A 26,176-nucleotide genomic window follows, 5' to 3' on the forward strand; every position below is an offset into this window, starting at 1 on the left:
TCAGTATAGGTGGTCTAGGTGGCGAAATTCCGTCACCTACCAGGTAGTGCGGTTAGGGCAGATACTACCGATTGGGCAACTACAGCGTGTCCACCCAGTTCTGCAGCAGCTTCAACCCTGCTTCGCCAGACTTCTCAGGGTGGAACTGCGTGGCCCACAGCGGACCGTTTTCCACGGCGGCGATAAACCGATCGGATTCGTGGGCAGACCACGTCACCAGCGGCGGAGCGATGCGAGAATCCGTATCAAGGTCCCACTCGCGCACACCGTAGGAATGGACGAAGTAAAAACGCTGACCCTCCAGCCCCTTAAACATCTTTGAGCCTTCCGGCACCTCAACCGTGTTCCAGCCCATGTGCGGCAGAATCGACGCCTCGAGGCGCTCGACAGTACCGGGCCATTCACCACAACCCGGGGTGCCGGTGACAGCTGCGGATGCGTCGGTCTCCACTGCATGGATGCCGTCGGCGTACTCGACGCCGCGGTCAAAGAGCACCTGCATACCAACGCAGATTCCCATCACCGGCCGACCACCTGCGAGTCGAGAACCAATCAGGCGCGGCCCTTGCACTCGATGCAAACCCTCCATGCATGCGGCATAGGCACCGACGCCGGGAACGAGGAGACCATCGGCCTCCATCACGGTCTTCGGATCGGCGGTCACAATAACCTCGGCACCCGTGGTGGCCACAGCGCGCTCAGCTGAACGCAAATTACCGGAGCCGTAATCAAGGATGGCAACAGTTGAGGTCTTCGTCGAAGGTGAGACTTGTTCCATAGTTGGACATTTTAAGGCGCTGGGAATCGATGTTTCCCATTTACCCCAAGAAAACTGCCTGGACAGGCAAAAGCGCTGGTATACGCCCACCGAATACTTTGGTAAACCCACGGTTAACAACAGGTTAACTAAGTTATTGATTGATCCCTAATACCCCTGATTACTTTTCACAGAGAGGCTCCGACGCTATGACTACCGCATCCGTTCTTAGTAAATCATTTGCCATTGTCCGCGAGGACCTTCACCGGCTCTATGGTGCAGCCTGCGACGCTGCGACCATCGATTCCATCCTCGACGATGTCATTGCAGAGCTGTCCGGCTCTGCGAAGGTGACTAACTTCCTCCCCGTCCTCGCCGAACGCGAGGCCACCCAGCGCATCAAGGCCGAGAGCGGATGCAAGGACTTCGCCCCGCGCCAAGAGATTCTCTTTGCCGATAGCCGTGGTTCCGGCCGCAGCCAGATTGCCACTGCCCTGGCCTACCACCTGGTTGGTGATGAAGTCTTTATCCGCACTATCGGCCTCAACCCAGAGGATGGCCTGAACCCGCGCGTCGTCGCGGCTCTTCGCGACCGTGGCGTGGACACCTCACGCCTCACCCAAAAGGCGATTACTCCCCGTGTTTCCCACCGCGCTGATGTTGTCGTACTCATGGGCATCGACGAGACACCAGCAGTCCCCGGCGACCGCTACGTGGAATGGGATGTCGCGGATCCGGACCATCTCACAGACGACGAGCTCCAGTCGCTTATCGACGATATCGAAACCCGCCTGCGGTCTCTCTTCACCGAGATGGACGTCGCCGTCGCGTAAACAGGCACGGCTGATCACACACCGGGGGGGGGGTTGCATTTATTAACCAAAAAAGAGTGGCTGCGCTAGGACTAGCGCAGCCACTCTTTTTCTAACGTCTCTTTTTATGTGGTTACTTCTTCTTGCGGTCCCGAACCGTCAAGCGCGTCACTGCGTTCTTTGCCGGGCGGGCAACACGCACGGCTGCCTCCGGCGTATGACGCTTCACGGCATCTCCCAGACGACGCAGCGTAGCGCGGGTGTTCTGGTACTCCGCCACGCGGTGCTTTCCGATGATTCGGTCGAGCACCGCACCAATGAGGCCAACTGCCAGCAGAGCTGCTGCAAAGGCAAAGACAGCCGGGTACGGACGGAGTGCAGCCGCAGCTACGGCTCCCAGAACGAACGAGCCGATACCTGTGCCCGAGTCAAAGGACATGTTCCAGAAGGCACTGGCCTCAGCAGTACGGTCACGCGGCAGGCGGGCAAACATCAGCAGCAGAGCCTCATTTTGCACAATGCCGAAGCCCGCGCCGTAGAAAATGGCAGCGACCAGCAGCAGCCAGGCCGACAGATCAAAGAGAACCACGCCGGACATCATCAGCAGGCCAATAAAACCACTGATCAATGCCGGAATCAGCAGAATTCCAGCCTCGGACTTACGGTCGGCGTAGATTCCTGCGAAGTAACGGAATACCATCTGCGCGCCACCGAGAACCGATAGTGCCAGACCAGCGACAATTGCACCAGAAACAGCATCAACCTCTCGAGCTGCCGGCGCAAGGAAAGCGGAAATACCACCGAAGCCCATAGCAATCGTGGAGATTGCAAGCGCGGGAATGGCCACCAGCTTCCAAGTGGCAACATGCTCAACTGGGCTCGGCTGCGTTGCTGCAGAGCCAGGAACGGGGTCACCGACATCCTCGTTGCCGCCCTTGCCCTCCTTCGGCGCTGGCTTAATCTTCGGAATGAATAGGGCCATCACCGAGCCAACGAGCGAAATGACGGCACCCAGAATATAAACCGGAGTGTAGGAGCCAGTCTTATCTGCAATGATGAGACCAAGCGGCAGGAAAATGAGCTCGGACAAACCAACGGCCACACCAAGCGCACCGGAGGCCTTCCCCAGGAACTTCAGTGGCACAAGCTCTGCAATCAATGCGGACTCGGCGACAGTCAACGCACCGAAGCCCATACCGCGGAGAACCGCAATGATGAGCACCAAAGCAGCATCGGTGCCGAAGATGTGCAGAATCGTCGGCAAGCCCAGAAACAGACCTGAAATCAGCATGGTCATGCCGTAGCCAAGACGGCGACACATACGTGGAGTCTGCGTCTGCGTGAGAACTGTGGCGGCCATAAAAACACCGGTGTAGGCACCGGCGAGCGAGGTTCCACCGCCATCGTCAAGAATTGCCTGCGGAATGACAGGCATGAGGAGTGACCAGCCACCGAAGGCGGCCATCACGGCGACTAGCGTAGGTACTAGTCCGGGCGCTTTCCACATGCTGTCCAGTTCGTCTAGCTGCCTGCGGTCCATCACCCGGGACGCCATTTACTCCATCACTCCTATCAACCACAAAATTGCGCCGGCGAGCGCGATCACAGATAAGAGACCAAGGATGATTGTTCCGACCCTCGATCCGGACTTATAGAGTGACCATGTTCCGCCCACCAGCAGGCCAGCGACAATGAACAAAAAATAAGTGCTCAGCGTCGAGGCGGTAGACACCTGCGCTAAAAGCACGTCTACAGACGTTGTTACCATCGATTCCCCTAAAATGCCAGCTAAGGTGGATTTTCCTGTTGCCTACGGCGGCTGTTTACTACAGCTGCGCCCTACAGAGTGCCCTTGGTCGAGGGCACACCGTGGACGCGCGGGTCGTCCTCGACGGCAGCACGCAGGGCACGAGCCACGGCCTTGTACTCAGCCTCGGTGATATGGTGCGGATCGCGCCCGTAGAGGCAGCGAACATGCAGCGCAATACGGGCATTTAGGGCGAAGGACTCAAAAAAGTGCTCGTTGATAACAGTTGCGTAGTGGCCACCAATAACGGCAGTCAACATCTGCTCTGGCTCGCCAGTGCCAACAAAATACGGACGACCCGATACGTCAACCACTGCGTGCGTCAGCGTTTCATCCATCGGAATGAAGCTGTCACCAAAGCGGCGAATACCGGACTTATCCCCCAGCGCCTGGGCAAACGCCTGCCCCATAACGATGCCGGTGTCCTCCACCGTGTGGTGCGCATCGACCTCGGTGTCGCCGTTGGCGTGCACAGTCAGGTCGAAGCTGCCGTGGGAGCCGAAAGCGGTCAACATGTGGTCGAAGAACGGCAGACCGGTCGAAATATCGGCCTTGCCGGTGCCATCGAGATTCACCGAGCAGACGATGCTCGATTCGCGGGTGGCGCGCTCGATACGGCCAACGCGCTCAGTGCGCTCTTCCTTCAGATGGTCCTTATCACTGGCGTGCATAAGTCAGATTTCTCCTTGTAGTGGGATGTACCAGCAGCATTTCGCTTAAGCCAGCGCGGTCGCTGCCAATTTCTTGGCCGCCGCCAGCAGCGCATCATTTTCGCTGGACAGACCAATAGTGGCACGCAAACGACCGGGCACGCCAACATCGCGGATGAGTACTCCCTCGGCCAAGAAGCTCTGCCATGCCGTCGAGGCATCGGCGAAACGCCCGAAGAAGACGAAGTTCGAGTACGAGTCAATAACGTCGTAGCCATAGCTGTTCAGGGCGGCCACGACGCGGTCACGCTCGTCGGCAAGCTTTGCGACGGTCGACAGCGTCGCATCCGAGTGGCGAAGTGCAACTGTGGCTGCGGCCTGCGTCAACGTCGACAGGTGGTATGGCAGACGTACGAGCATCACAGCATCGATAAATGCCGGGTTAGCAACGAAGTAGCCGAGGCGGCCTCCTGCGAAGTCGAAAGCCTTGCTCATCGTGCGGGAGACAACCAGCTTCGACGGGAACTCAGCCAGCAGCGTTGTCGCCGACGGCTCCTCAGTGAACTCGGCGTAGGCCTCATCGACAATGACGATGCCCGGCGCGGCTTCAATAATGCGGCGCAAGTCAGCGAGCGTAGTCAGGTTGCCAGTCGGGTTGTTCGGCGTCGTGATGAAGATGACGTCAGGACGGTGCTCGGCAATTGCCGCGAGCGCACTATCCATGTCGATGTCGAAGGTCTCCGGGTCGCGGTCGATGCCGATAAACTCCGTCTGCGTGCCGGACGAGAGGATTGGGTGCATCGAGTAACTGGGCACAAACCCCATTGCGCTGCGCCCTGGCCCGCCGAATGCCTGCAGCAGCTGCTGGAGAATCTCGTTGGAGCCGTTGGCAGCCCATACCTGGTCAACGGTGATGTCCACGCCGGTCTGGCGGGTGACATAGTCGGCGAGTGCGCTGCGCAGTGCTACTGCGTCACGGTCCGGGTAGCGGTTGAGGTCAGAGGCGACCTTCTCCACTCGCGCCACTAGGTCGGCGATGAGGTCATCGGATGGCGGGTACGGGTTTTCGTTGGTGTTCAGGCGAACATCGACGTCGAGCTGCGGAGCACCGTAGGCTTCCTCGCCGCGCAGTTCGTCGCGCAGTGGCAGATCTGCCAGCGCCAACTTGGCTACCGACGGCTGTGACTGGTTCTCAGGCTGGTTGCTCATTAGTTGTCGTTCCCCTTTTCTGCGCCATTGCTCTCAGAGCCGAGAAGCGTCTCAAAGCGGGCGCGGATGGCCTCGCCGTGCGCTGGCAGTCGTTCTTCGTTCGCCAGGACTACTACGCTGTCGGCAACTTCCTTCAACGCGGCCTCGTTGTAGTCAATCATGTGGACCGACTTGAGGAAGGTGTGCGTTGACAGCCCCGAGGCGTGGCGGGCGGTACCGGAGGTCGGCAACACGTGGTTGGAGCCAGCCGAGTAATCGCCCAGCGGCACCGGCGAAAAGCGACCGATGAAGATTGCGCCAGCGTTGGTAATGCGTTCGGCAACGGCCTGTGCGTTTTCGGTGTGGATCTCCAGGTGCTCAGCGGCGTAGGCATCTGCAACCTGGATGCCGATATTCATGTCGTCGACAAGCACGATGCCAGACTGCTTGCCGGTGAGCGCCTCGCGCACGCGGTCGGCGTTCATGGTGACCTCGTAGCGGTTTTCGACCTCGCGGTCGACAGCGGCGGCGAAATCGGCGTCGTCGGTAATAAGTACGCTGGCGGCCATGATGTCGTGCTCTGCCTGGGAAATCAGGTCGTAGGCGACGGAGACAGGATCAGCGGCGTTATCTGCAAGAATGGCGATTTCGGTCGGACCAGCTTCGGCGTCGATACCGACGACCGAGCGGCACAGGCGTTTAGCGGCGGTAACGAAGATGTTGCCCGGACCGGTGACCATGTCGACCGGCTCGAGGCTCTCATTTTCATCGCCGTATGCGAGCAGTGCGACGGCCTGTGCACCGCCGACGGCCCACACCTCGGTCACGCCAAGCAGCTTGCAGGCAGCCAGGATGGTCGGGTGCGGCCAGCCGTCGTTGTCGGCCTGTGGTGGAGAGGCGACGACGAGGGACTCCACACCAGCTTCCTGAGCTGGGATGACGTTCATCAACACAGACGACGGGTAGACGGCATTGCCCCCGGGGACGTAAAGACCGACGCGCGAAACCGGAATCCACTTCTCACGGACAATGCCGCCGGGAAGAATTTCAACAGTCTTGTCATTCGGCTTCTGAGCAGCGTGGAACGCGCGCACGCGCCCGATGGACTCCTGCAGAGCAGAGCGGACGTCGTCTTCCAGCGCGGCTTCCGCGGCATCGATAACCTCCGCTGGAACGCGCATGGATGCCGGACGAATACGGTCGAACTTCTCGGAGTACTCCATCGCCGCTTCCACACCACGGGCTGCCACGTCATCGACAACGGGCTTGACCGTGGGAATCATGGAATCAACGTCTGCCGCACCGCGCGGCAACACTCGACGCAGAGTGGCGGTGGTGGGAGTCTGACCGCGAAGATCAATAGTGGACAACATAATTAATTAGTAACCGCCTATTCGCACGATGGATTCATACGTGAGCACTTCAGAGTGACAAAGAAATGACAACAAAGTATTGAAAATCTCGGTCAAAGCCAAAGACTTTATCCACGGTTTTCGCTACTATTCGCCCTTAAAGGCACCCTTGAGTATGAACTAAGCATATCTTTCTCACGCCCGGTTCATACCGATTGCCCCATTTAACCCCTCATACTGTGGCGCAAGTTAGCTCTGCCACAGTGACCCATTACAGTGTTAGGGAAAGTAGTAACCAGTCGTAGAAAGGCCAGCTGTTGAACCAGGACGGAAACAGCCCGGATTTGCGGAAGCTCGTCGCAGACTACGCAGAAGCGACCGCAGCCGATAATTCCCTGGCCACGCGCCAACTGGAATCAGTTTTCGCGCATCATTTCTACAACCCACAACTCTTTTCTGCTCCGGAAGCCCACGGCGTTACCGAACACGTCGGCGCGTTTTACCGCATAGTCCGCGAGGTCACCGAATCGCTCGGCATGATGACAGCTGCGCACGATGCCGCCCTGAACTGGATGGTATGGGCATCCGATAACGACAACGTGCCGGAGTACTGGCGCGCCCGGGCACGGCTGGCGGCCGACGAAGCCCGCCGCTACACCACCTTTATCGCCGATGGTCCAACCTCTGCTGCCGCAGAGACCGAAATCCCCCTCATCGCACGCATGAGCAGGGAAATCACCTGGTACCGGGCACTCGTGCTTGCCGACGATCTGGATGCCCCAACCAGCAGTCACAGCGCGGTGACCACGGATGCGGATGGGCTGCGGCCGCAGGAATCGTCGGCAAGCGAAGAAGCGGATGAACCGTTTAGCCCCCGCCAGTGGAAGAAGCGGGCGGCACTGACTGACGCGCTGATTCGGATTGCGAGCGCCTTGCGAAAGGTCAACCGTGAGGACTTGGCACAGGAGCTGCACGAGATGATTCGGGCACTGCCGAATGAGGATAAGTTTGAGTCGATTGCGCTGGCGAAGACTCTAACGGAGGCATCACTGCTGCACCGAGCCGGGAAGGTCGTCGACGCAGCGCGACTTTGCGCCTCACAGCTCAATGCAATCGGTAACCGCTCCGTAATCGCGGGCCTTGAGCTGAGGCAGAATTTGGCACGGTACTCGATAGAGACCGGTAATAGCGATACCGCGTTCCGAATGCTGTCGAACAACGTGGCAGTCGCGGACCAGCACAGACTGGACACTGACTATATTCTCGCGGTTCGTGAGATGGCAGACATCAACTTCGAGGTCGCACACAACAAACCCGATGCCGAGGAGATGCTGAAGCTGACTCAGCGCGCCCAGGACGTGTCAGAAGACTACCCCGACTGTGAAGTCACCATGGAAATCGCGCTGCTGAAGGCAACGGCACTGTACGAGCTCGGAGATTTCCGCCACGCCGGCCAGGAAGCGGAGTCGGTTGCAAAGTGGTCTGAGCCTACCCAGGATTCCGCGCGTACTGATTTTTCCTGTGCTATTGCGGCGGAATCGGCAGTCCAAGAGGGAAATACTGAACATGCGGCAGTGCTCTTCGACGCGCTGGCCGATATTCGTGCCGGATACTCGTCACCGATTTCACCTGCGGAAACTCTGATGAATGCCGCACTATCACTCAGTAACGTGGGCGCCACAAGTGAGTTGACCGACCACCTGATGGAACGCTCACGTGGCTACGTGGTTGGGTCCTGGGAATCGGCCAAGTGGCACGAAGCGCAGGCGCTGCTGTGCTGGTCTGTGTGGGACAACGACGGCGTGTACAAGTACTCCGACGAAGCTGCCGAGCTTTTCTTAGAAGCCCACGCCCCTGCCGACGCCACCCGCACACTGACTATCGCGGTGCGTGCTGCTGCTAGTGATAACAATGAGGAACGCGCCCGCCGGTTCGCGATTCGCATCGGCGACCTAGTCGGCCCGGATCACCCGGTGCGCGATGAAGTTCGTGAACTAATGCGTAGCTTTTCAAACCCGGATTAACAGCGCATCCGGCTGCACAGGTCTGAAAAACAAAGCAGTTTTGCATCTTCCCGATGCCACGGGCGAAGATAGTCCAATGGTCTGGTGGGAAGAAGAAAACTCTGAGTCTGAAATTCAAGTTGGCGATTGGGATGCCGGCATCGCTGCCGACCACGTGTCAGTGAATTCGGAAAACGCATCAGCAACGGAGAACTCGTCCGACCCCTTGGACTTTCCTCCCCTGCCCAATCCGCTAAAGGCATTGCCGGACTCCCTCCCGGAGCTGCTGGCTATTTCCCGCAAGGCCGGTGCCACGCTCGACCACGTCACCAGTTGGCGCGCTGTCACCAAGTTCGCCCACACGCACTGGTTGGCCGACGCGCCTACCAACTCCCCCGATGTCATTGGCGAATTCCACGCACTCAGGCATGCAGTTGCCGACCAACTGGAATTGGTAGAAGAAGCCGCTGCTGCACGCGCCGAGTGGCTGCGCTGGGCAACTGAGGCCAACATCCGCCCCGCGATCTTGCACGCACGCTCCTACGGAGCATTCGCCGAAGCTGAGGCCTTCATCGACGCCAACCCAGGTGATGCCATCACCGGCCGGCGCCCCGAGGACTCCGAAATCCCTGAGCTGATCAGCCTTACTAAGGACATCGTCGCCACCACTCCACAGCCCGGCGAGGCCTATTACTACCTGGTCAGCGCGGCTGTTGCCGGCGCCGCAGCATCGCTGGCGCGCCGGGCGGAAATCGCCGGTCAGCTCTCTGAATGGTCCGCACGCTGGGCACCAAAGCGAAGCAGTTTCGACGACCGGAAGCTGTTGGAGGCGCAGCTCGCGCACAGCCGTGGTGAGCTGCGCAGGGCCGCCCGCATCGCTGCCAGCGTCGCAGCGGCTCCTCAGTCGGAACCCGTCACCACGACGATTGAAGCGCGCCAATTTCTGGCTTTTCTCTCTCTGGAAGCTGGTGAGGAAGCGGAGGCAATCCGCCAGCTACGCCCAATCGTGCAGGCTGGTCTCGATGCAGGACTCACGGTCGCGGTGCTTCGCAGCGTGCGTCTGCTCTGTGCGCTTCTCAACGCCCACGGCGATTTCGCGGAATCCGCCGAATTTGCCCGCCGCGCGCTCGCCAGCGCCGAGGGCATGCCAGTCAACCCCATCACCATGGATATCCAGCTCGTTTTGGCCCGCAGTCTCCTCGATGCCGACGAGGTTGACGAGGCACTGCGCTTTGCCGAACCAGTTGCGCACTGGTCAGCATTTACTGCCGATGAAGAACGCACCGACGCGGCGTTTTCTATTGCCTCCACAGCCGCGGGGCTCGGCAATAATCCCCGCCAGGCGGCAAAGCTGCTCATCGAACACGGCGAGCACCTTGAACGCAACGGCGATACCAAGGGCGCTGCCAAGGCCTACCGCCAGGCTGCGCGTTCCATCATTCATGTCATTGACCTGGTCATTTCCGAAGAGGGCTCCGAATTCACCGGCGAGATTGTCTCTGAGGACGCTTCCGCCGCCATTGACCACACGCTCAACGAGGCTGAGGACCTTCTGCTGCGTTCTCAGAAGCTCATCTCCGACGACTGGTCACTCGCCGACTGGCACGACGATGCCGCCTACGTCTTCTACTCCGCTGGCCGCGACACGTTGGCTATCAACCATGTGGAAGCCGCCGCGAAGGGCTACCTGCAGTCCGGCGATGGCGAGGAAGCCGCCCGCGCGCTGCTGGCGGGGGTTCGCTACCGTCTCGACGCGGGTGATTCCGACGGTGCCGCCGCCTATGCTCGGCGCGTCGAAGAGCTTCTGCCCCGCGACGTGTGGGAAGGCCATCCTGTTCTCGATGCCCTTGACGTCATCATCATTCAGTCGCTTGACGACGAATACTAGCGCCCCGCCCACTTCGGTGCTGGCGGTGGCACAAAGTAGAGTGTTAGGTCATGACTACTTCTGGCGATTCCGCGACTTCTAGCCCGCAGCAGCTTTTCGACGCCGCCACGGCATTGGCTGAGGAGAACAACCTCTGGGAAGCAGCCCTAACTCTGATGCAGGGGTTCGAGGAGCTCGGCGACAAGGCTGATGCCCCGCAGACCGACAGTCTGGGGCGCCCCATCCGTGGCTCTGCACCAAAGCTGATGGACAAGGCCGCGGACTGGTTGGATCTGCTGGATAACCTGGAGAAAGACGGCTTCGAGCCGACCGCGGACACCCCACCGCGCCACTTGCGCTGGGCGATGTGGCACACCTTGAACGGCCAAGCAGAGATTCGTCGAGGACATCAGGGGCGCGCCATTGATCACCTGGAGTTGGCGGCGGGACTTTTCCAGTCCGACAAGCTCAATATCCAGGCCGTGCCTCTGCTTGCACAAATTGCACAGTGCCACCTGCATTTGGGCGATGTCGGTGCTGCGGAGAAGGCGCTTTACCGCGCACAGGAAACCTGTGATGAGCAATCGCGGGAGCGCTGGGGGTCGGCACTAAGCGAGATTGGGGCAGAGATCGCCCGTCGCCTGTAGGCGAAGCTACGAAGCGAAACCGGGGCTGATTCAGCTACTGCTCGTCGAAGTCGAGTCCGACATCGAACACCTTGGCCGAGTGGGTTAGCGCGCCCACAGCCAGGTAATCGACACCACAGGACGCGTACTCACGAGCCACATCGATGGTCAGTCCACCAGAGGACTCCAGCTGGGTGGCCGGCGAAATCTGCGAGCGGCGCTGCACCGCGATCTGAGTCTCCCAGACCTCGAAGTTGTCCAGCATGACGATGTCCGGCTTCATCGGCAGGATTTCATCGAGCTGTGCGAGGGTATCGACTTCCACCTCGCACGGCAGCTCCGGATACTGAGCCCGCACCCTCTTCAACGCACCGGACACGGAACCGACGGCCACCACGTGGTTGTCCTTAATCAGTGCCTCATCGCCCAATGCATAGCGGTGGTTAATTCCACCACCGCAGGTCACCGCATACTTTTCCAGGTTGCGCAGACCCGGCAGTGTCTTTCGGGAATCACGCACCCGCGCACCGGTGCCAACGATTGCGTCAGCCCACTGGCGCGTCGCAGTAGCTACACCACTGGCGTGCGTGAAGATATTCAGCATTGTCCGCTCAGCAGTCAGCAACCCCCGAGTCGGCGCAGAAATCGTTGCCAGCACTGTGCCAGGACGCACCAGGGTGCCATCTTCAACGCGCTTTTCGACGGTGAACTCACCCGAGATGACCTCCTGCAGCGTCCACTCCACCGCATCGATAGCCGCGATAACGCCCTCTTGCCGGGCCACCAGCCGGGCGCGTGCCTGCGCAGCTGCCGAGACTGTCGACAGCGAGGTCACATCCGGCCCGAAGCTCATATCTTCCTGCAGTGCCGTCCGAATGAGTCCGCGGGTGATGTTTTCGTTCAGCACCCCGCGCAGAGTGTCCTTCTCAAGAGTCATGGCTAGCTAATCCCTGTCCTTTTCAAACCAAGTGTGGCACCCCAAAGTATATGGTCGTGCCAATGCCGCTTCGACAACTTTCCTTGCGGCTACGACCTGAACCGATTGCGGGAGCCGATCGATAACCGCCAAAGCCTGCCGCAAACTCTGCTCATTGCGCGTTACACCAGCACCTTCCTGCATCGCAGTCTGCAACCGGAAAAGCTGGCGCGGTTCCAGTTCCGGCCGTGGCTGCGGCAGGCCTTCAACCGCCGCTGCGAATTCCTCGTCCCCGACCGGCACAGCGTGTGTTTCAGCGACTTTTTCGGCCACCCGCTTGCCGACGACCAGTCCTTCCAGCAACGAATTGGAAGCCAACCTGTTGGCACCGTGCAGCCCCGTCGCGGAGCATTCACCGGCTGCAAAGAGACCCGGCACGCAAGTTGCACCGAATGGGTCGACGGCAATGCCACCACAGGTGTAGTGGACCGCCGGGGCCACGGGAATGAGGTCCTTGGTCGGATCAATCTCCGCTGCGGTCAGGCCCGCTGTAATCGTCGGAAAGCGGACGGCGAAGTTGTCGATGTGACGTGCGTCGAGGAAGACGTGGTCCTCGCCGAGCTCGCGCATGCGAGTCGCGATGGCGCGCGAGACGATATCGCGCGGAGCCAGGTCCCCGCGAGGGTCAACGCCGGCGGTCACACTGTTTCCCCGGGAATCGACGAGAATGGCTCCTTCACCACGGACAGCCTCGCTGATGAGATGGCGTCGGCCGGTGCCGTCTGATGCCGAGCGCTCGTCATAGAGCACTGTCGGGTGGAACTGGATAAACTCCATGTCACGAATCTCCGCGCCAGCGTCGGAGGCCATGCCGATAGCCTCACCGCGGGCGCCCGAGGGCGCCGTAGTCGCGCGGTAAATATGGCCCACGCCGCCGGTAGCCAGCAGAGTTGCACCTGCGCGAATAGCGCCGCCACCACGGGGATCTGCTACCAGCGCCCCCAGCACGCGGCCGTCTTTGCCAACGATGAGCTGGCGCGCTGTAGCGTTTTGCAGTACTCGCACGCCGGTAACTGAGGCTTCTAGGGCGCGCTCAATTTCAGCGCCAGTGGCGTCACCACCGGCATGAATGATGCGCCGCGCGTGGTGTCCGCCCTCTTTGGTGCGGGAATATACAGCCGGGTTATCCGGCGCCGGGTCAAATGTGGCGCCTAGCTCAATCAGCCACTCGGTCGCCGCAGCGCCGGCACGGATGATAGAAGCCACGGCCCCTTCATCGCAGTGGCCGGCACCGGCATCGAGAGTGTCCGCGATATGGGAATCAGTGGTGTCGTCGAACCCATTGGCCACATGGCCGCTGGGGTCGTCGTCAAGCCCGACGACCGCGAGTCCGCCCTGTGCGAGATTCGTGGCGGCATCGGCGAAACGCAGCTGTTTGCGGGCACCGACGCGCCACTCGACGCTGTCGATAACCAGCACGTCGAGGCCGAGCTCAAGGGCCCTACGCGCAGCACTGAGCCCTGCGACTCCCCCGCCGATGACGAGGAAGTCACACGTCAGTGTCCAACTGTCGAATGATGGGCGCAGACCAAACGTGTTACTCGCCCCCGCCTGGATTACCGATGGCGATCATGCGCTCGACCGAGGCGCGCGCCTTGTCGGCGACCTCAGGGGCGACGTCGACCTCATCGGTGCCCTCAACGAGGCAGCGCAGCAGAGCCGCCGGGGTGATGAGCTTCATGTACGAGCAGGAAGCGCGGTCGTTGACTGGCTCAAAGTCGACATCCGGTGCGGCCTTGCGCAGCTGGTGGAGCATGCCCACCTCAGTGGCCACGAGCACCTTGCCGTTGGGCTCGTTCTCCTTCAGCTTCTGCGCCTCGGTCAGCATCTCGCCGGTGGAGAGCATCTGCACGCGCTCCGGCTCAATAGTGCCTTCACCCGCGAGGTAAATCGCAGAGTTCGCGCAACCGCACTCCGGGTGGATGAACAGCTGCGAATCGGCGTTCTCTTCCGCGCGGTGCGCGAGTTCCTCACCGTTGATGTTGGCGTGGACGTGGCACTCACCAGCCCATACCTTGATGTTGTCGCGGCCGGTCTCACGGCGAACGTGTGCGCCGAGGAACTGATCCGGGTTGAACAGGATCTCTTGGTCTTCCGGGATGGACTTGACCACGTCGACGGCGTTGGAGGAAGTACAGCAGATGTCGGTCAGAGCCTTTACGTCTGCCGTGGTGTTGACGTAGCTGACCACCAGTGCGCCGGGATTCTCAGCCTTCCACTCGGCCAGTTCGTCTGCAGTGATGGAGTCCGCCAGGGAGCAGCCGGCGCGCTCGTCCGGAATAAGGACAGTCTTCTCAGGGCTCAGAATTTTGGCGGTTTCCGCCATGAAGTGGACACCACAGAAAACGATGACATCGGCATCGGTTTCCGCAGCGATGCGGGAAAGCCCGAGGGAATCGCCGGTGTAATCGGCAATATCCTGAATCTCCGGCAGCTGGTAGTTGTGCGCAAGAATTACGGCATTGCGTTCGCGGGCGAGGCGCTTAATCTCCTGAGCCCAGCGCTCATCTGCAATTACGCCACCGTAGCGGCCATCTTTATCGACTACCGATTCGTACAGATCCGATTCAAGGCGCGGCAGGCTGGAAGCATTGGCCGCAAGGCTGGTATTCACGGAAAACTACGTCCTTACTTCAATGGGCTGTGGCTACGACCGGAGAAAACGCCGTCACCGTTACCGGCAACGATCCCCGGAGGCATTCGCAGCGGACTCAAACGGGCAAGTGCAAGAGACCTAAGCTCGCCACACAATATCGAAAATGCCCCTAAATCGGGGCGAATACCGGCATCGAGGACGAGCCTATTTCCCAAAATTGTAAGGCTTGTATAAGCCTATTTCCCAATAACTACCCCTGTTCAGTAGGAAGTAGTGCTTTACGACGGCCCCCGCGCAGAACCTCACTGTCTCACTTAGTGACCGAATCTGCGTCCGTAGCATTGTCCGCAGCGCTCTCGTTGCCTTCCGTGAAGTCAGTTTGGAACAACACCCGGGACCACAGTGCGAGCATGGCAACCAGTGGCGCGACCAGCAGTGCTACATAGGTTTTGAAGTCCGGAATCACCGAGAACTTATCGCCCGGCTGCATTCCCGCCAGATTCGGCTGGAGCAATGCCGCAACCGACTGACCGACAAGGTACGTCACTGCTGCGCTCATCAACGCGGAGAAACCTGCCCATCCAATTGCTGTGAGCATCTGTGCAGGGGTCGTGATGGCACGGTTTCGGAAGGTAGTGATTCCCAGCACCAGGCCGCTGAGGGCAGTGACAGCAACAAACCAGAGCAGCCCGATAAAACCAGCGTCAACGGTTTCCTGAATAATCGCTAGTTGGTTATCTGGGAGCATTTGCACTTGCTGCTTGGGTCGCAGGAATGCCCAGGCCACTCCCGTAACTGCTCCCGTTACAACGGAGAAGAGAACAATACCCGAGGCCATTGCCACGCTCTGCTTTTCAACGTGTGGGACTCGGGTATTTTTCATAGTCATAGTTGACAAACTTACCTCACGGCGCGCATCCAGTACTAGCGCGCCTGAACGGCGCACTTGCACAACCAGCACCTTTTATCGCTGCTCTAACATAACGGAGTCTACTTCGCCGTGGCGCGAGCACTTTGCAGTCCAGCCGTCCGGACGCACCTGCACCACCATCCGACGTCCACAGAGCTGGCAGAACCGAGGTGCCTCCAATCCAGCTTTTGCACCATAAGAGCGTTCGCGCACCTCACCAGCTTGGAGGTTGGCGCCGGTAAAAGGATCGAACTTGGGCTCGTCTCCCAGCACCATGGCCTGTAGCAGCTCTGTGGAGTCGACTTTCCTACTCCGCGTCGCGCGCGGGCTAGATGGCCGAGGCTTAGACAGTTGCATTGAGGGCCTTAATTGGAAGTCGTACCTTGCCAAGCATGTCCAGGTCCTGCTCCGCCGGACGGCCCAGCGTGGTCAGGTAATTACCGACAATGACAGCGTTGATACCGCCGAGCAGACCCTTTTCTGCACCCAGGTCTCCCAGGGTGAGCTCACGACCACCAGCAAAACGCAGGATGGTCTTCGGCAGTGCCAAACGGAAGGCACCGATGGCACGCAGCGCATCCTTAGCTGGCATCGGCTCGCGACCGGCGAAAGGAGTGCCCGGGCGCGGGTCGAGGAAGTTCATCGGCACCTCGGTCGGGTTGAGCGCCGCCAGGTCCTGAGCAAACTCAGCACGCTGCTCAAGGGTCTCGCCCATACCCAGGATGCCGCCACAGCAGACTTCCATGCCAGCTTCGCCGACCATGCGCAGGGTGTCATGGCGCTCTTCCCAAGTGTGGGTGGTCACGACCTGCGGGAAGTAGCTCTTGGCGGTCTCAAGGTTGTGGTTGTAGCGGTGAATACCAGCCTTGGCCAGGCGATCCACCTGTTCCTGCGTCAGAATGCCCATCGATGCGGCCACATTAATATCAACCTCTGCCTGAATGGCGGCGACGGCCTGTTCCATCTGGCTGAGCAGTCGCTCATCCGGCCCCTTTACTGCAGCAACGATGCAGAACTCAGTTGCACCAGACTTTGCAGTCTGCTTGGCGGCGTCCACCAGAGCCGGGATATCCAGCCATGCCGAACGCACCGGGGACTCGAACAGACCCGACTGCGAACAGAAGTGGCAATCCTCTGGGCAGCCGCCAGTCTTCAACGAGATAATGCCTTCAACCTCGACCTCTTCGCCGCACCACTTCAAGCGCACCTCATGAGCCAGCGCCAGCAGATTCTCGATGCTGTCGTCGTCGAGGTTGAGAACCGCCAGGGTCTCCTCGTAGTTCAGCCCCTCTCCGCGGGCGAGCACCTTTTCGCGGGCGAGTTCCAAAATGTCCTGCTGCTGTTGAGTCATGGGGGCGACACTCCTTGAGGCTGGGGATAAAACTTGAACACTGTTTGAGAAGTTGTTCAGTTATCAAACTTAATACCGCATCTACAGAATGTCGAACAGGGTTCAATTCCCGTCGTGTCGCGGTTTTACGCTCCGCATTTCAGTCTTGAGACATCTTCCAGATGATTCTTCTTTCGTCTACGGTAGGCAGTGTGCAATTGACCAAGGACATCATTGTCGACGCAGCTCTTACCATTCTCAACGAGTATGGACTCGGCGATCTCACAATCCGCCGCCTGACTCGCCACTTGGGTACCGCCGCTGGCGCAATGTACTGGCACTACCCTTCCAAGCAGGCACTGCTCGGCGCCGTCGCTGACCGCATCTTGACTCCCTGCACAGAGTTTTCCGCCACAGGCGATTGGCGCGCCGACACCGAAGCCATCGCCGAGCTGCTCTACTCCTGCCTCACCGCTCATCGGGATGGCGCCGAGGTCGTCTCGGCCGCGCTGGCTACGGGCACCGCCACGATTCGCCCCGAGCAATTGCTTGCCGACGTCCTGGAGAACGCACCCGAAACCTCCATCAGCACCCCATCAGCGGCTGATACCGCGTCCGTCCTCGTGTATTTCATTCTCGGCGCGACAGTCGACCAGCAGACAGCCATCGCGCTTAATCTGAACGGCGCCAAGTCTGTATCTGACACGGGTGACACTAATGGCGAGAACAACGCTAGTACGGGCGCTGCGGCCGAGGCTTCCTCTGAAGATGCCGCTGAACAGGCAAAAGAGCTCGGTCGCCAGCGCATTGCACTGGGAACCGAGCTCTTTATCGCCGGAATTGCGGGGGTTGCCGGGATTAAGGGACCCGCAGGTCAGTAAGCCCCACTGAAGCATTCGCGGTCATAGCCAAACCCTGGCATTAGAGCACCAGAGCTGCTACCCAACCAGCTGCCAGCAGCGGCAGGTTGAAGTGCAGAAAGGTCGGGATAACCGAATCGCGAATGTGGTCGTGCTGCCCATCGGCATTGAGACCCATCGTCGGGCCGAGCGTCGAGTCCGATGCTGGCGAACCAGCGTCACCCAGAGCACCTGCAGTACCAATGATGGCGACGGTAGCCATCGGCGAGAAGCCCAGCGACAAACACAACGGCACGTAGATGATGGAGATAATCGGCAGCGTCGAGAAGGATGAACCAATACCCATCGTGACCACCAGACCGACGACCAACATGGCGAATGCAGCGGCAGGCTTGTTGCCCGCAAACAGGTCTGCAGTGGCGGTCACCAGCGGCTCGACCTGGCCGGACTCCGACATCACCGAGGCGAAGCCCTGTGCGGAGATCATGATGAAACCAATCAGGGCCATCATCTTCATACCGGCAGTGAATACGTCGTCCGCCTCACGCCAGCGCACGGCACCGGTAAGCATGAAGATTGCCAGACCAGTGAGCGCACCAATCAACAATGGATCGGCATCGGTCTCCATAGAGTTCATCACAATCTGGACGACGAAGGTCACCACAATCGCAACGAGAGCAACGATGACTCGGTACTTCGACACCGGTTCGTCAGACTGGGATTCCACGCGCGAGGACTCGGCGATTGGCAAATCTTCGTAATGGCGTGCCTTCCGGTAGGAGAAAAACACAGCAATGGCCAGACCCGACAACATACCGAGAGCCGGGATGCCCATCGTCATCATGATGTTGATATTGGAAACATCAAGACCAGCATTCTCGATATTCCCCAGCAGAATGTCGTTCAGGAAGATAGAACCGAATCCGACCGGAACCCACATGTAGGTGGTGATCAAACCGAAGGTCATCACACTGGTGATCATTCGGCGGTCGATGTTGAGCCGGTTAAACACCGGCAACAGTGGCGGAATAATCAGCGGGATAAACGCGATGTGAACTGGGATGAGGTTCTGCGACATAATCGCCATGGCCAAAATACCGGCCACCATACCCCACTTGGTCCATGCTTCTGCCTTAGATTTAGCGCCTTCATCCTCTGTGCCAATCTTGGCAATCAGCCAATCGGCCAGCAATTTGGGCAGCCCAGAGGACGCCACTGCCATGGCAAAGGCACCCAGCATGGCGTAACTCAGGGCAATCTTCGCACCACCAGAGAGGCCTTCCTGGAAGGCAACCATTGTGGCATCGAGCCCCATACCGGCGGAAAGACCACCGACCAAGGCGCCAATAAACAGCGCTAGCACAACGTGTACCCGGCAGACCGCCAGGATTAGCATCACCAAAACGGCGAGAAGAACGGCATTCATAAGGAAAACATTAAGGCAACCTTAAGTATTTCCAGCAACCGGGGCTAGAAAGATTTCACCCCAAAATCTTTACACCCCGGCTAATGCGACTAATCAATCGAGACGAGTCCCTGGCCGCCCTGCACTGCGTCACCGACTTCGACATGAATAGAGCCGACGGTGCCTGCAGCCGGGGCCGTAATCTCGGTTTCCATCTTCATTGCCTCGAGAATGAGCAGCACCTCCCCGGCCTCAATCTTCTGGCCTTCCTCGACCAAAATCTTGCTGACCGAACCTGCCAGTGGCGCCACCACCGAATTGGCGGAGACACCCGAGACACTAGCGGTGGCCGGCTCAACGGAAGCGCTAGACGACCCACCCAAAACGATGGGCGAAAGACGCTTGGGCTCCTCAACTACTTCAACGTCGACATCGTAGGCAATGCCGCCGACAGTCACTTTCAATTTCATGGCTCAACAATCCTCACGTAGCAAAAGTCAATGAGTCAGGCTCAAATAAGTCGGTTATCGAAAATTTCCAACTAACGCAGGTTGCGCTGCTGCTGGATCTGGCGGCCCTGCGCAGCCCACGTCTTGTGGCGGTTGTAACGAATTGCCTTCACCTTGCCGCGATTGCCTAGGTACGCAGACACCGCTGCCGAAATGGCGATGACAGTGTCCTCGGGGATATCTGCGTCCACGCGTTTGCGCAGTTCAGCCAACTCGCTTTCTGCCTGATTCAGGCGTGCCGTGGCCTTCTGCAAGCTTGTCGAGGTCGCATCCAACCGATCGGTCAGTTCAGCGACGAGCGCTCGCAGCTCCTTAATCTCACCGATGCTGTCCGACATTACTGTGGCCCCAATCCGTGCTTCTTGGCCGGGCGAACCTCACGCTTGTTGCGCAGAACCGACAGTGCGTCAGCCACACGCAGGCGAGTTTCCGCCGGGTCAATCACGTCGTCGACCAGTCCTCGCGAGGCAGCGACATACGGCGTCGAGAAGCGTGTCTTGTAATCGGCGATACGCTCGTCGCGCACGCGCGCCTGCTCTTCCTCGTCGCCCGCGGCCGCAATTTCCTTTCGGAAGACCACGTTGACCGCGCCTTCTGCGCCCATCACCGCAATTTCTGCGGTCGGCCATGCGAATACGTAGTCCGCGCCGAGGTCCTTCGAGCACATCGCCAGGTACGCACCGCCGTAGGCCTTACGCATGACGACGGTCACCTTGGGCACAGACGCTGCGGAGTATGCGTAGAGCATCTTTGCGCCGTGGCGGATGATGCCGCCGTGTTCCTGGGTGACGCCCGGCATGAAGCCAGGAACGTCAACCAGGGTGACCAGCGGGATATTAAAGGCGTTGCAGAAGCGGATGAACTTTGCGCCCTTGTCCGAGGAATTGATGTCCAACACACCGGACATCACGTTCGGCTGGTTGGCGACAAAGCCCACGGTACGGCCCAGAACTCGACCAAAGCCGACAACCAGGTTAGTGGCAAAACCCGCCTGGCACTCGAGGAAGTCGCCATTGTCGGCGATACGGATGATGACCTCGCGGACGTCGTAGCCCTTTTTGCCGTCCACAGGGACGATGTCGCGGAGCTCTGAATCCGGCTCGGCATCGAATACCGGATCAACAACCGGCGGCTCTTCTGTGTTGTTCTGTGGCAGGAAGCTTAAGAGCTTCTGCGCAATTAGGATGGCCTGCTCGTCATCGTCGGCAACAAAGTCGATATTACCGGCCTTAGCCATGTGCGCATCAGCGCCACCGAGCTGCTCGGAGGTGACTTCCTCGCCGGTCACAGACTTAATAACGCCCGGACCGGTGATGAACATCTGTGCCTTGCGAGTCTGAATGATGAAGTCGGTCAGCGCTGGCGAGTAGGCAGCGCCACCAGCACATGGACCTGCAATGATGGAAATCTGCGGCACCAGACCGGACAGCCAGACATTATTGTAAAAGACCTGGCCGTAGCCCGACAGAGAGTCAATCCCCTCTTGAATGCGAGCACCACCGGAGTCGTTGATAAACACGAACGGAGTGCCGTTGTCGGCAGCGGCACGCATAGTGGCTGCAACCTTGCGGGACTGCGTTTCACCAGCGGAGCCACCCATGACTGTGAAGTCCTGGGAGGCCACGTGCACTGCCCGGCCGAGAACCGCGGCAGTGCCGGTGACCACACCGTCGGCAGGCGCATCGGCGGTATCCATGCCGAAGTCGGTGGTGCGGTGAGTCATGAACATGCCGGTTTCACGGAAAGTGCCCTCGTCGACGAAGTTGTCGATACGCTCGCGGGCAGTCATCTTCCCACGTTCGTGCTGCTTGGCCTGCCGGGCTTCACCGCCACCGGCCTCAACACGGCGACGCTGAGCATCCAAATAATCCAGGCGCTCCGCCATCGAGGCATCGACGCCCGGCGCGACGGCATCCGCCGAAGTCGGCTGGTTTGCTGAACTTTGCGACATTGCTATCTCTTCTCCCGATGTTCCTAGGCGGGTTCCACCTGGACGGTCTGCGAGCGACCGCCGACGGTGACCTTGTAGCGAATTGGCTCGCGAATGGCATTGGCTGCACCAGAGGCCTGCTCTGCCTCGCGCTTGAGCTGTTCGACAGTCTTACCGACGTTCTTCGGCCCTTCGCCGCGCGTGGTGAAGAATCCCGGTGCGACAGATGGGAACAGTGCGTTGGTCAGGACGTCTTCCGCGGTGCCGTTGTAACCGTCGAGCTCCTTGGCCTGCTCGACCAGGTCGTCCCACTCTGGCTCGAGGAGATCAGCCGGACGAACCGTGATTTCTTCCTTCTTGGTCTGCTCCGCTGCCTGCTTAATCAGCTCTGGGTTGCGCTCACCCGGGCACTGCCCGTAATAGCCGAGCATGAGGTCGGCGAACTCAGCCGTCATAACCTTGTAGCGTCCCATCAGTACGTTAAACACAGCTTGCGTGCCGACGATCTGCGAGCTCGGAGTCACCAGCGGCGGGTAACCGGCGTCCTTTCGGACAATCGGTACTTCACGCATGACCTCTTCGACGCGGTCGCCCGCGCCCTGGGCCTTGAGCTGGTTTTCCATGTTCGACAACATGCCGCCAGGAATCTGCGACATGAAAATGTCGGTATTGACCAGGGTTTTCGACTCGAACTCTGCGTACTTCGGACGCACCTTGCGGAAGTGGTCACGAATGGTGATCAGATTATCCATGTTCAGGTCGGTGGTGTAGTCGGTTCCCTCCAACATCTCCACCAGCGACTCGGTCGGGTTGTGTCCCGGCCCCAGCGACATCGACGAAATTGCTGTGTCCACGACATCCGCACCAGCTTCGATGGCCTTCATCAAAGTCACCATGGTGACACCGGTGGTCGAGTGACAGTGGACGTTAATCTGGGTGTCCTCGCCGTAAGTTTCCTTGATGCCACGGATGATGTCGTAAGCCGGCTGGGGTTTCAGCAGCGCTGCCATGTCCTTCAACGCAATGGAGTCCGCCCCCATATCCAGTAGACGACCAGCGAGCTTAACGTACCCGTCGACGTCGTGAAGCGGAGACGTCGTGTAGCAGATCGTGCCCTGCGCGTGCTTGTCGACGTTCTTGACCGCGCGCATGGCGTGCTCGAGATTGCGTGGATCGTTGAGGGCGTCGAAAACACGGAATACGTCCATGCCGTTTTCAGCGGACTTTTCGACGAACTTGTCAACCACCATGTCCTCGTAGTGGCGGTAGCCGAGGAGATTCTGACCGCGCAGCAGCATCTGCAGGCGGCTGTTCGGCATCAGTTTGCGGAATGTCCGCAGTCGCTCCCAGGGGTCTTCGTTGAGGAAGCGAATGCAAGCGTCGAAGGTTGCGCCACCCCAGCACTCCACACTCCAAAAACCGGCCTTGTCCATTTCTTCACAGACATCGACCATGTCTTCCATAGCCATTCGCGTTGCCATGAGGCTCTGATGAGCGTCTCGGAACGCTACTTCCGTTACACCAATGGTTCGTGGACTCATAATTCCAAAAGTAAAGGCCTTTGGGAATCTTCGCGCGTTGGTGACCGCGAATATTGGGGATTCGGCGCCCACCAAGGTGCGTTTGGAGTGTCAAATTGCCCACTTGCAGGGTTAAATACTTATTTTCGCGCGAACTTTACACGCTTAACCGTTCAACTCGACTTTTTGTCTGGGGGTCGTTTTTGCGAAGTGCGCTCGGCGAATAGGACGGTTTGCGCGCCCACACGGGACTGAAAATGGCTCATGTTTTTTACAAAGCGGTTAAGGTAGTCACATGAACCAAGCAAATACAGTCGGCGATTATCAAGTATGGCCGGGTGAGCCTTACCCGCTCGGATCTACCTACGACGGCGCTGGCACCAACTTTGCGCTCTTTTCCGATGTTGCGGAAAAGGTGGAGCTTTGTCTGATTAGCGCCGAAGGCGAAGAAACACGCATTGCGCTGGAAGAAGTCGATGCGCATATCTGGCACTGCTACATCCCGTCCATCATGCCGGGCCAGCGCTACGCCTACCGTGTACACGGCCCATTCGATCCGGCAAACGGTAAGCGTTGTGACCCCAACAAGCTGCTGGTCGACCCATACGCCAAGGCTTTCGACGGCGAATTCGACGGTCACCCATCACTGTTCAACTATGACATTCATGACCACTCGAAGCGCAACACCGAGGACAGCCTGGGACACACCATGACCTCCGTGGTCATCAACCCATTCTTCGACTGGGGCGCTGACCGCGCACCTCGCACGCCGTACAACGAGACCGTGATTTACGAGGCCCACGTCAAGGGCATGACCATGACTCACCCGGATATTCCGGAGGAGCTACGCGGTACCTATGCCGGTCTCGCTCATCCGGCGATTATTGACTACCTCAAGGACCTTGGTGCCACGGCTATCGAACTGATGCCTGTCCACCAGTTCCTCCAGGACGACCACCTGCGCGAAAAGGGGCTGCGCAACTACTGGGGCTACAACACCTTCGGCTTCCTGGCGCCACACCAGGACTACTCGGCTTCCCAAAAGCCAGGCGGCGCAGTCAGCGAGTTCAAGGGCATGGTGCGCGCATTTCACGATGCGGGGATTGAGGTTATCCTCGACGTGGTCTACAACCACACCGCTGAGGGCAACCACATGGGCCCAACCATCTGCTTCCGAGGCATCGACAACGAGGCCTACTACCGTTTGGTCGAGGGTGACCGACAGCACTACATGGACTACACCGGCACCGGTAACTCCCTGAACGTGCGCCACCCGCACTCCCTGCAGCTGATTATGGATTCGCTGCGCTACTGGGTCTCCGAGATGCATGTCGACGGCTTCCGCTTCGATTTGGCCTCCACCCTGGCTCGAGAATTCCACGATGTGGATCGCCTCTCCGCCTTCTTTGACTTGGTGCAGCAGGATCCGATTGTCAGCCAGGTCAAGCTCATCGCAGAGCCGTGGGATGTCGGCGAAGGCGGCTACCAGGTCGGTAACTTCCCACCGCAGTGGACTGAATGGAACGGTAAATACCGCGACACTATCCGTGACTTCTGGCGCGGTGAGCCATCCACGCTCGGCGAGTTCGCTTCGCGTATCACCGGTTCCTCGGACCTGTATGCAAACAATGACCGCCGCCCAACTGCGTCGATTAACTTCGTGACCGCGCACGACGGTTTCACTCTCAACGACTTGGTCAGCTACAACGAGAAGCAGAATATGGCCAACGGCGAGGACAACCGCGACGGCGAGTCCCACAACCGTTCGTGGAACTGCGGTGTGGAAGGCCCGACCGACGACGAGCGCGTTCTTTCTCTGCGCTCCCGTCAGCATCGTAACTTCCTGACCACTCTCCTACTGTCCCAGGGCACTCCAATGATTAGCCATGGCGACGAAATGGGACGTGGCCAGAAGGGCAATAACAACGTCTACTGTCAGGACAACCGTTTGTCATGGGTGGACTGGAATCAGACTCGTACTAACTCTGAACTGGTCGAATACACCCAGTTCCTGACTGAACTGCGTGCGGAACACCCAGTCTTCCGGCGCCGCCGCTTCCTGCGCGGTGGCCCGCTCGGTGCGGAAACCGATGATCGTGACATTGCCTGGCTGACCTATGAGGGTCGTGTCATGACTACCGATGACTGGAACTTCGACTTCGGCAAGTCGTTGATGGTCTGGCTCAACGGCGATGCCATCACTGAACCTGATCGCCGAGGTCACCGGATTGAAGATGACTCCTTCCTCCTGTGCTTCAACGCCCACCACGAGGACATCATGTTCCAAATTCCGGGCACCGAATACGCACACAGCTGGGAAGTCATCATCGACACCACAGAGATTACGGGTCGACCGACTCGCGAGCGCATCGTTGAGCCGGAAGGCGAGCTCCGCGTGCCGGCCCGTTCGACCATCGTGCTGATCGAGCGACACTAGCCGCGTCCGCGTTGGGTCCTACACAAAAAATCCCCTGTCGGCGGAAGACTTTTCTTCCACTGACAGGGGATTTTCGGCTCTGAGTTCAACTCAAAACAGGGTTTGGGTCAACACAGCACCGCGGGAGCCGAGCTGGCGTGAAGTCTTCTTACGCAGATGCGCGCATATTAAACTCCGCCTGAGAGTTCAACCAGTACTCCGGCTCGGTGTCAAAGTAGTCGGACAGTCGATTTGCGAGGTCAGTGGTGACCGCAGTGCGGCCGGTGCGAAAGCGCTCCAGAGTTGAGCTTGGCACGCCGATGGCAAGAGCCAGTCGGTAGATAGAGAGGTGTCGCGGCTCGAGGAAATTATCGTTCAAGATAGAACCAGGGTGCACAGGATGCGTGCTCAAAATGTTTACTCCTTATTTCATCGCTTCACTGGCATACGTTGTTTCCGCTTTGCCCTTCGCTTGAGCTCGAAAGCTCGAACGACCAGTTACCGCCGTTCGTCGAAAAGTATAAGGAGCGCCCGCTCAAAATGCATCCGGACATTTAACCTCCCAAAACATGTGGTTTTCAGGGGTACAGACACCCCCACTATCCGAACACTCCATAAATATTCCTATTTCTGTGGACATTTCCACATTGTCGGAAGCCACA

At 59.1% G+C, this 26,176-nt stretch carries 23 protein-coding genes; 6 read left to right on the forward strand and 17 right to left on the reverse strand.

Annotated elements, in window-relative coordinates:
• Nucleotides 1-79: 79 nt before the first annotated feature.
• Nucleotides 80-778 (reverse strand): imidazole glycerol phosphate synthase subunit HisH, encoded by a 699-nt coding sequence (hisH, locus tag HMPREF2847_RS01825; protein ID WP_070851333.1) that lies wholly within the window; start codon nucleotides 776-778, stop codon nucleotides 80-82.
• A gap of 188 nt (nucleotides 779-966) precedes the next feature.
• Here hisH and HMPREF2847_RS01830 point away from each other — a divergent pair, with 188 nt between their 5' ends.
• Complete coding sequence (locus HMPREF2847_RS01830) at nucleotides 967-1,590, forward strand: arsenate-mycothiol transferase ArsC (RefSeq protein WP_070851334.1); 624 nt, start codon at nucleotides 967-969, stop codon at nucleotides 1,588-1,590.
• 112 nt (nucleotides 1,591-1,702) lie between these two features.
• Here HMPREF2847_RS01830 and HMPREF2847_RS01835 read toward each other — a convergent pair whose 3' ends face one another.
• The 4 genes from HMPREF2847_RS01835 to hisD form a co-directional block, all read right to left on the reverse strand.
• Nucleotides 1,703-3,124, reverse strand: coding sequence for an MFS transporter (locus HMPREF2847_RS01835; RefSeq protein WP_070851335.1), 1,422 nt, complete (start codon nucleotides 3,122-3,124; stop codon nucleotides 1,703-1,705).
• 284 nt (nucleotides 3,125-3,408) lie between these two features.
• Nucleotides 3,409-4,047 (reverse strand): imidazoleglycerol-phosphate dehydratase HisB, encoded by a 639-nt coding sequence (gene hisB, locus HMPREF2847_RS01845; protein ID WP_070851336.1) that lies wholly within the window; start codon nucleotides 4,045-4,047, stop codon nucleotides 3,409-3,411.
• Nucleotides 4,048-4,092: 45 nt separating this feature from the next.
• Nucleotides 4,093-5,235 (reverse strand): histidinol-phosphate transaminase, encoded by a 1,143-nt coding sequence (locus HMPREF2847_RS01850; RefSeq protein WP_070851337.1) that lies wholly within the window; start codon nucleotides 5,233-5,235, stop codon nucleotides 4,093-4,095.
• Nucleotides 5,235-6,587 carry a histidinol dehydrogenase gene (hisD, locus tag HMPREF2847_RS01855; protein ID WP_070851338.1) on the reverse strand — a complete coding sequence of 451 codons (1,353 nt, stop codon included), beginning with the start codon at nucleotides 6,585-6,587 and terminating at the stop codon, nucleotides 5,235-5,237. The genes HMPREF2847_RS01850 and hisD overlap by 1 nt, the downstream gene beginning before the upstream one ends.
• A 296-nt stretch (nucleotides 6,588-6,883) precedes the next feature.
• Between hisD and HMPREF2847_RS01860 the strand changes: the two genes are divergently transcribed.
• Genes HMPREF2847_RS01860 through HMPREF2847_RS01870 form a run of 3 tightly spaced genes read left to right on the forward strand, consistent with a single transcriptional unit; the run spans nucleotide 6,884 to nucleotide 11,083 of the window.
• Nucleotides 6,884-8,590 carry a hypothetical protein gene (locus tag HMPREF2847_RS01860; RefSeq protein ID WP_070851339.1) on the forward strand — a complete coding sequence of 569 codons (1,707 nt, stop codon included), beginning with the start codon at nucleotides 6,884-6,886 and terminating at the stop codon, nucleotides 8,588-8,590.
• Nucleotides 8,591-8,630: 40 nt separating this feature from the next.
• Nucleotides 8,631-10,457 carry a hypothetical protein gene (locus HMPREF2847_RS01865; protein WP_246821900.1) on the forward strand — a complete coding sequence of 609 codons (1,827 nt, stop codon included), beginning with the start codon at nucleotides 8,631-8,633 and terminating at the stop codon, nucleotides 10,455-10,457.
• A gap of 50 nt (nucleotides 10,458-10,507) precedes the next feature.
• On the forward strand, nucleotides 10,508-11,083 hold the full coding sequence (locus HMPREF2847_RS01870) for a hypothetical protein (RefSeq protein WP_048734664.1): 576 nt from the start codon (nucleotides 10,508-10,510) through the stop codon (nucleotides 11,081-11,083).
• A gap of 34 nt (nucleotides 11,084-11,117) precedes the next feature.
• Here the strand turns inward: HMPREF2847_RS01870 and nadC are convergent, their stop codons facing one another.
• From nadC to bioB, 6 genes are all read right to left on the reverse strand, one after another.
• Nucleotides 11,118-11,999 carry a carboxylating nicotinate-nucleotide diphosphorylase gene (gene nadC / locus HMPREF2847_RS01875; RefSeq protein WP_070851341.1) on the reverse strand — a complete coding sequence of 294 codons (882 nt, stop codon included), beginning with the start codon at nucleotides 11,997-11,999 and terminating at the stop codon, nucleotides 11,118-11,120.
• 6 nt (nucleotides 12,000-12,005) lie between these two features.
• The gene (nadB, locus tag HMPREF2847_RS01880) at nucleotides 12,006-13,595 is read right to left on the reverse strand and encodes an L-aspartate oxidase (RefSeq protein WP_187401134.1); all 1,590 of its coding nucleotides are present in this window, start codon (nucleotides 13,593-13,595) and stop codon (nucleotides 12,006-12,008) included.
• Complete coding sequence (gene nadA, locus HMPREF2847_RS01885; RefSeq protein WP_070438948.1) at nucleotides 13,576-14,652, reverse strand: quinolinate synthase NadA; 1,077 nt, start codon at nucleotides 14,650-14,652, stop codon at nucleotides 13,576-13,578. The genes nadB and nadA overlap by 20 nt, the downstream gene beginning before the upstream one ends.
• 292 nt (nucleotides 14,653-14,944) lie before the next feature.
• Nucleotides 14,945-15,523, reverse strand: a complete 579-nt coding sequence (locus HMPREF2847_RS01890) for a hypothetical protein (protein WP_070851343.1) — start codon at nucleotides 15,521-15,523, stop codon at nucleotides 14,945-14,947.
• A gap of 75 nt (nucleotides 15,524-15,598) precedes the next feature.
• Entirely contained in the window at nucleotides 15,599-15,901 is a 303-nt protein-coding gene (locus tag HMPREF2847_RS01895) for a biotin synthase auxiliary protein BsaP (protein ID WP_070851344.1), read from the reverse strand.
• On the reverse strand, nucleotides 15,888-16,895 hold the full coding sequence (bioB, locus tag HMPREF2847_RS01900; RefSeq protein ID WP_038625737.1) for a biotin synthase BioB: 1,008 nt from the start codon (nucleotides 16,893-16,895) through the stop codon (nucleotides 15,888-15,890). Before bioB ends, HMPREF2847_RS01895 begins: the two co-directional genes overlap by 14 nt.
• Nucleotides 16,896-17,086: 191 nt before the next feature.
• Between bioB and HMPREF2847_RS01905 the strand changes: the two genes are divergently transcribed.
• The gene (locus tag HMPREF2847_RS01905; protein WP_246821902.1) at nucleotides 17,087-17,755 is read left to right on the forward strand and encodes a TetR family transcriptional regulator; all 669 of its coding nucleotides are present in this window, start codon (nucleotides 17,087-17,089) and stop codon (nucleotides 17,753-17,755) included.
• A 40-nt stretch (nucleotides 17,756-17,795) separates the two neighbouring features.
• Here HMPREF2847_RS01905 and HMPREF2847_RS01910 read toward each other — a convergent pair whose 3' ends face one another.
• The 5 genes from HMPREF2847_RS01910 to HMPREF2847_RS01930 form a co-directional block, all read right to left on the reverse strand.
• A complete protein-coding gene (locus tag HMPREF2847_RS01910) occupies nucleotides 17,796-19,160 on the reverse strand; it encodes a Na+/H+ antiporter family protein (RefSeq protein WP_070851346.1) in 1,365 nt (454 codons plus the stop codon).
• 89 nt (nucleotides 19,161-19,249) lie between these two features.
• Nucleotides 19,250-19,609 (reverse strand): biotin/lipoyl-containing protein, encoded by a 360-nt coding sequence (locus tag HMPREF2847_RS01915; protein WP_016422964.1) that lies wholly within the window; start codon nucleotides 19,607-19,609, stop codon nucleotides 19,250-19,252.
• 71 nt (nucleotides 19,610-19,680) lie between these two features.
• A complete protein-coding gene (locus HMPREF2847_RS01920; protein WP_049182113.1) occupies nucleotides 19,681-19,986 on the reverse strand; it encodes a hypothetical protein in 306 nt (101 codons plus the stop codon).
• Nucleotides 19,986-21,599: an acyl-CoA carboxylase subunit beta gene (locus tag HMPREF2847_RS01925; RefSeq protein ID WP_070600829.1), complete on the reverse strand. Its 1,614-nt coding sequence runs from the start codon at nucleotides 21,597-21,599 to the stop codon at nucleotides 19,986-19,988. The genes HMPREF2847_RS01920 and HMPREF2847_RS01925 overlap by 1 nt, the downstream gene beginning before the upstream one ends.
• A gap of 23 nt (nucleotides 21,600-21,622) precedes the next feature.
• Complete coding sequence (locus HMPREF2847_RS01930) at nucleotides 21,623-23,119, reverse strand: methylmalonyl-CoA carboxytransferase subunit 5S (protein ID WP_070841042.1); 1,497 nt, start codon at nucleotides 23,117-23,119, stop codon at nucleotides 21,623-21,625.
• Nucleotides 23,120-23,393: 274 nt separating this feature from the next.
• On the opposite strand from HMPREF2847_RS01930, the gene glgX reads away from it, so the two are divergent.
• Nucleotides 23,394-25,535, forward strand: a complete 2,142-nt coding sequence (gene glgX, locus HMPREF2847_RS01935; protein WP_070841043.1) for a glycogen debranching protein GlgX — start codon at nucleotides 23,394-23,396, stop codon at nucleotides 25,533-25,535.
• 148 nt (nucleotides 25,536-25,683) lie between these two features.
• Here glgX and HMPREF2847_RS01940 read toward each other — a convergent pair whose 3' ends face one another.
• Nucleotides 25,684-25,926 carry a HigA family addiction module antitoxin gene (locus HMPREF2847_RS01940; protein WP_005510305.1) on the reverse strand — a complete coding sequence of 81 codons (243 nt, stop codon included), beginning with the start codon at nucleotides 25,924-25,926 and terminating at the stop codon, nucleotides 25,684-25,686.
• Nucleotides 25,927-26,176: the final 250 nt, after the last annotated feature.

It is taken from the genome of Corynebacterium sp. HMSC074C03 (assembly GCF_001838285.1).
Lineage (GTDB): Bacteria > Actinomycetota > Actinomycetes > Mycobacteriales > Mycobacteriaceae > Corynebacterium > Corynebacterium amycolatum.

Excerpts from the sequence above, each read along its gene's own strand:
- hisH (WP_070851333.1), bottom strand. The coding sequence starts at position 778 with ATGGAACAAGTCTCACCTTCGACGAAGACCTCAACTGTTGCCATCCTT.
- HMPREF2847_RS01830 (WP_070851334.1), top strand. The coding sequence starts at position 967 with ATGACTACCGCATCCGTTCTTAGTAAATCATTTGCCATTGTCCGCGAG.
- HMPREF2847_RS01835 (WP_070851335.1), bottom strand. The coding sequence starts at position 3,124 with ATGGCGTCCCGGGTGATGGACCGCAGGCAGCTAGACGAACTGGACAGC.
- hisB (WP_070851336.1), bottom strand. The coding sequence starts at position 4,047 with ATGCACGCCAGTGATAAGGACCATCTGAAGGAAGAGCGCACTGAGCGC.
- HMPREF2847_RS01850 (WP_070851337.1), bottom strand. The coding sequence starts at position 5,235 with ATGAGCAACCAGCCTGAGAACCAGTCACAGCCGTCGGTAGCCAAGTTG.
- hisD (WP_070851338.1), bottom strand. The coding sequence starts at position 6,587 with ATGTTGTCCACTATTGATCTTCGCGGTCAGACTCCCACCACCGCCACT.
- HMPREF2847_RS01870 (WP_048734664.1), top strand. The coding sequence starts at position 10,508 with ATGACTACTTCTGGCGATTCCGCGACTTCTAGCCCGCAGCAGCTTTTC.
- nadC (WP_070851341.1), bottom strand. The coding sequence starts at position 11,999 with ATGACTCTTGAGAAGGACACTCTGCGCGGGGTGCTGAACGAAAACATC.
- HMPREF2847_RS01890 (WP_070851343.1), bottom strand. The coding sequence starts at position 15,523 with ATGACTATGAAAAATACCCGAGTCCCACACGTTGAAAAGCAGAGCGTG.
- HMPREF2847_RS01895 (WP_070851344.1), bottom strand. The coding sequence starts at position 15,901 with ATGCAACTGTCTAAGCCTCGGCCATCTAGCCCGCGCGCGACGCGGAGT.
- bioB (WP_038625737.1), bottom strand. The coding sequence starts at position 16,895 with ATGACTCAACAGCAGCAGGACATTTTGGAACTCGCCCGCGAAAAGGTG.
- HMPREF2847_RS01910 (WP_070851346.1), bottom strand. The coding sequence starts at position 19,160 with ATGAATGCCGTTCTTCTCGCCGTTTTGGTGATGCTAATCCTGGCGGTC.
- HMPREF2847_RS01915 (WP_016422964.1), bottom strand. The coding sequence starts at position 19,609 with ATGAAATTGAAAGTGACTGTCGGCGGCATTGCCTACGATGTCGACGTT.
- HMPREF2847_RS01920 (WP_049182113.1), bottom strand. The coding sequence starts at position 19,986 with ATGTCGGACAGCATCGGTGAGATTAAGGAGCTGCGAGCGCTCGTCGCT.
- HMPREF2847_RS01925 (WP_070600829.1), bottom strand. The coding sequence starts at position 21,599 with ATGTCGCAAAGTTCAGCAAACCAGCCGACTTCGGCGGATGCCGTCGCG.
- HMPREF2847_RS01930 (WP_070841042.1), bottom strand. The coding sequence starts at position 23,119 with ATGAGTCCACGAACCATTGGTGTAACGGAAGTAGCGTTCCGAGACGCT.
- glgX (WP_070841043.1), top strand. The coding sequence starts at position 23,394 with ATGAACCAAGCAAATACAGTCGGCGATTATCAAGTATGGCCGGGTGAG.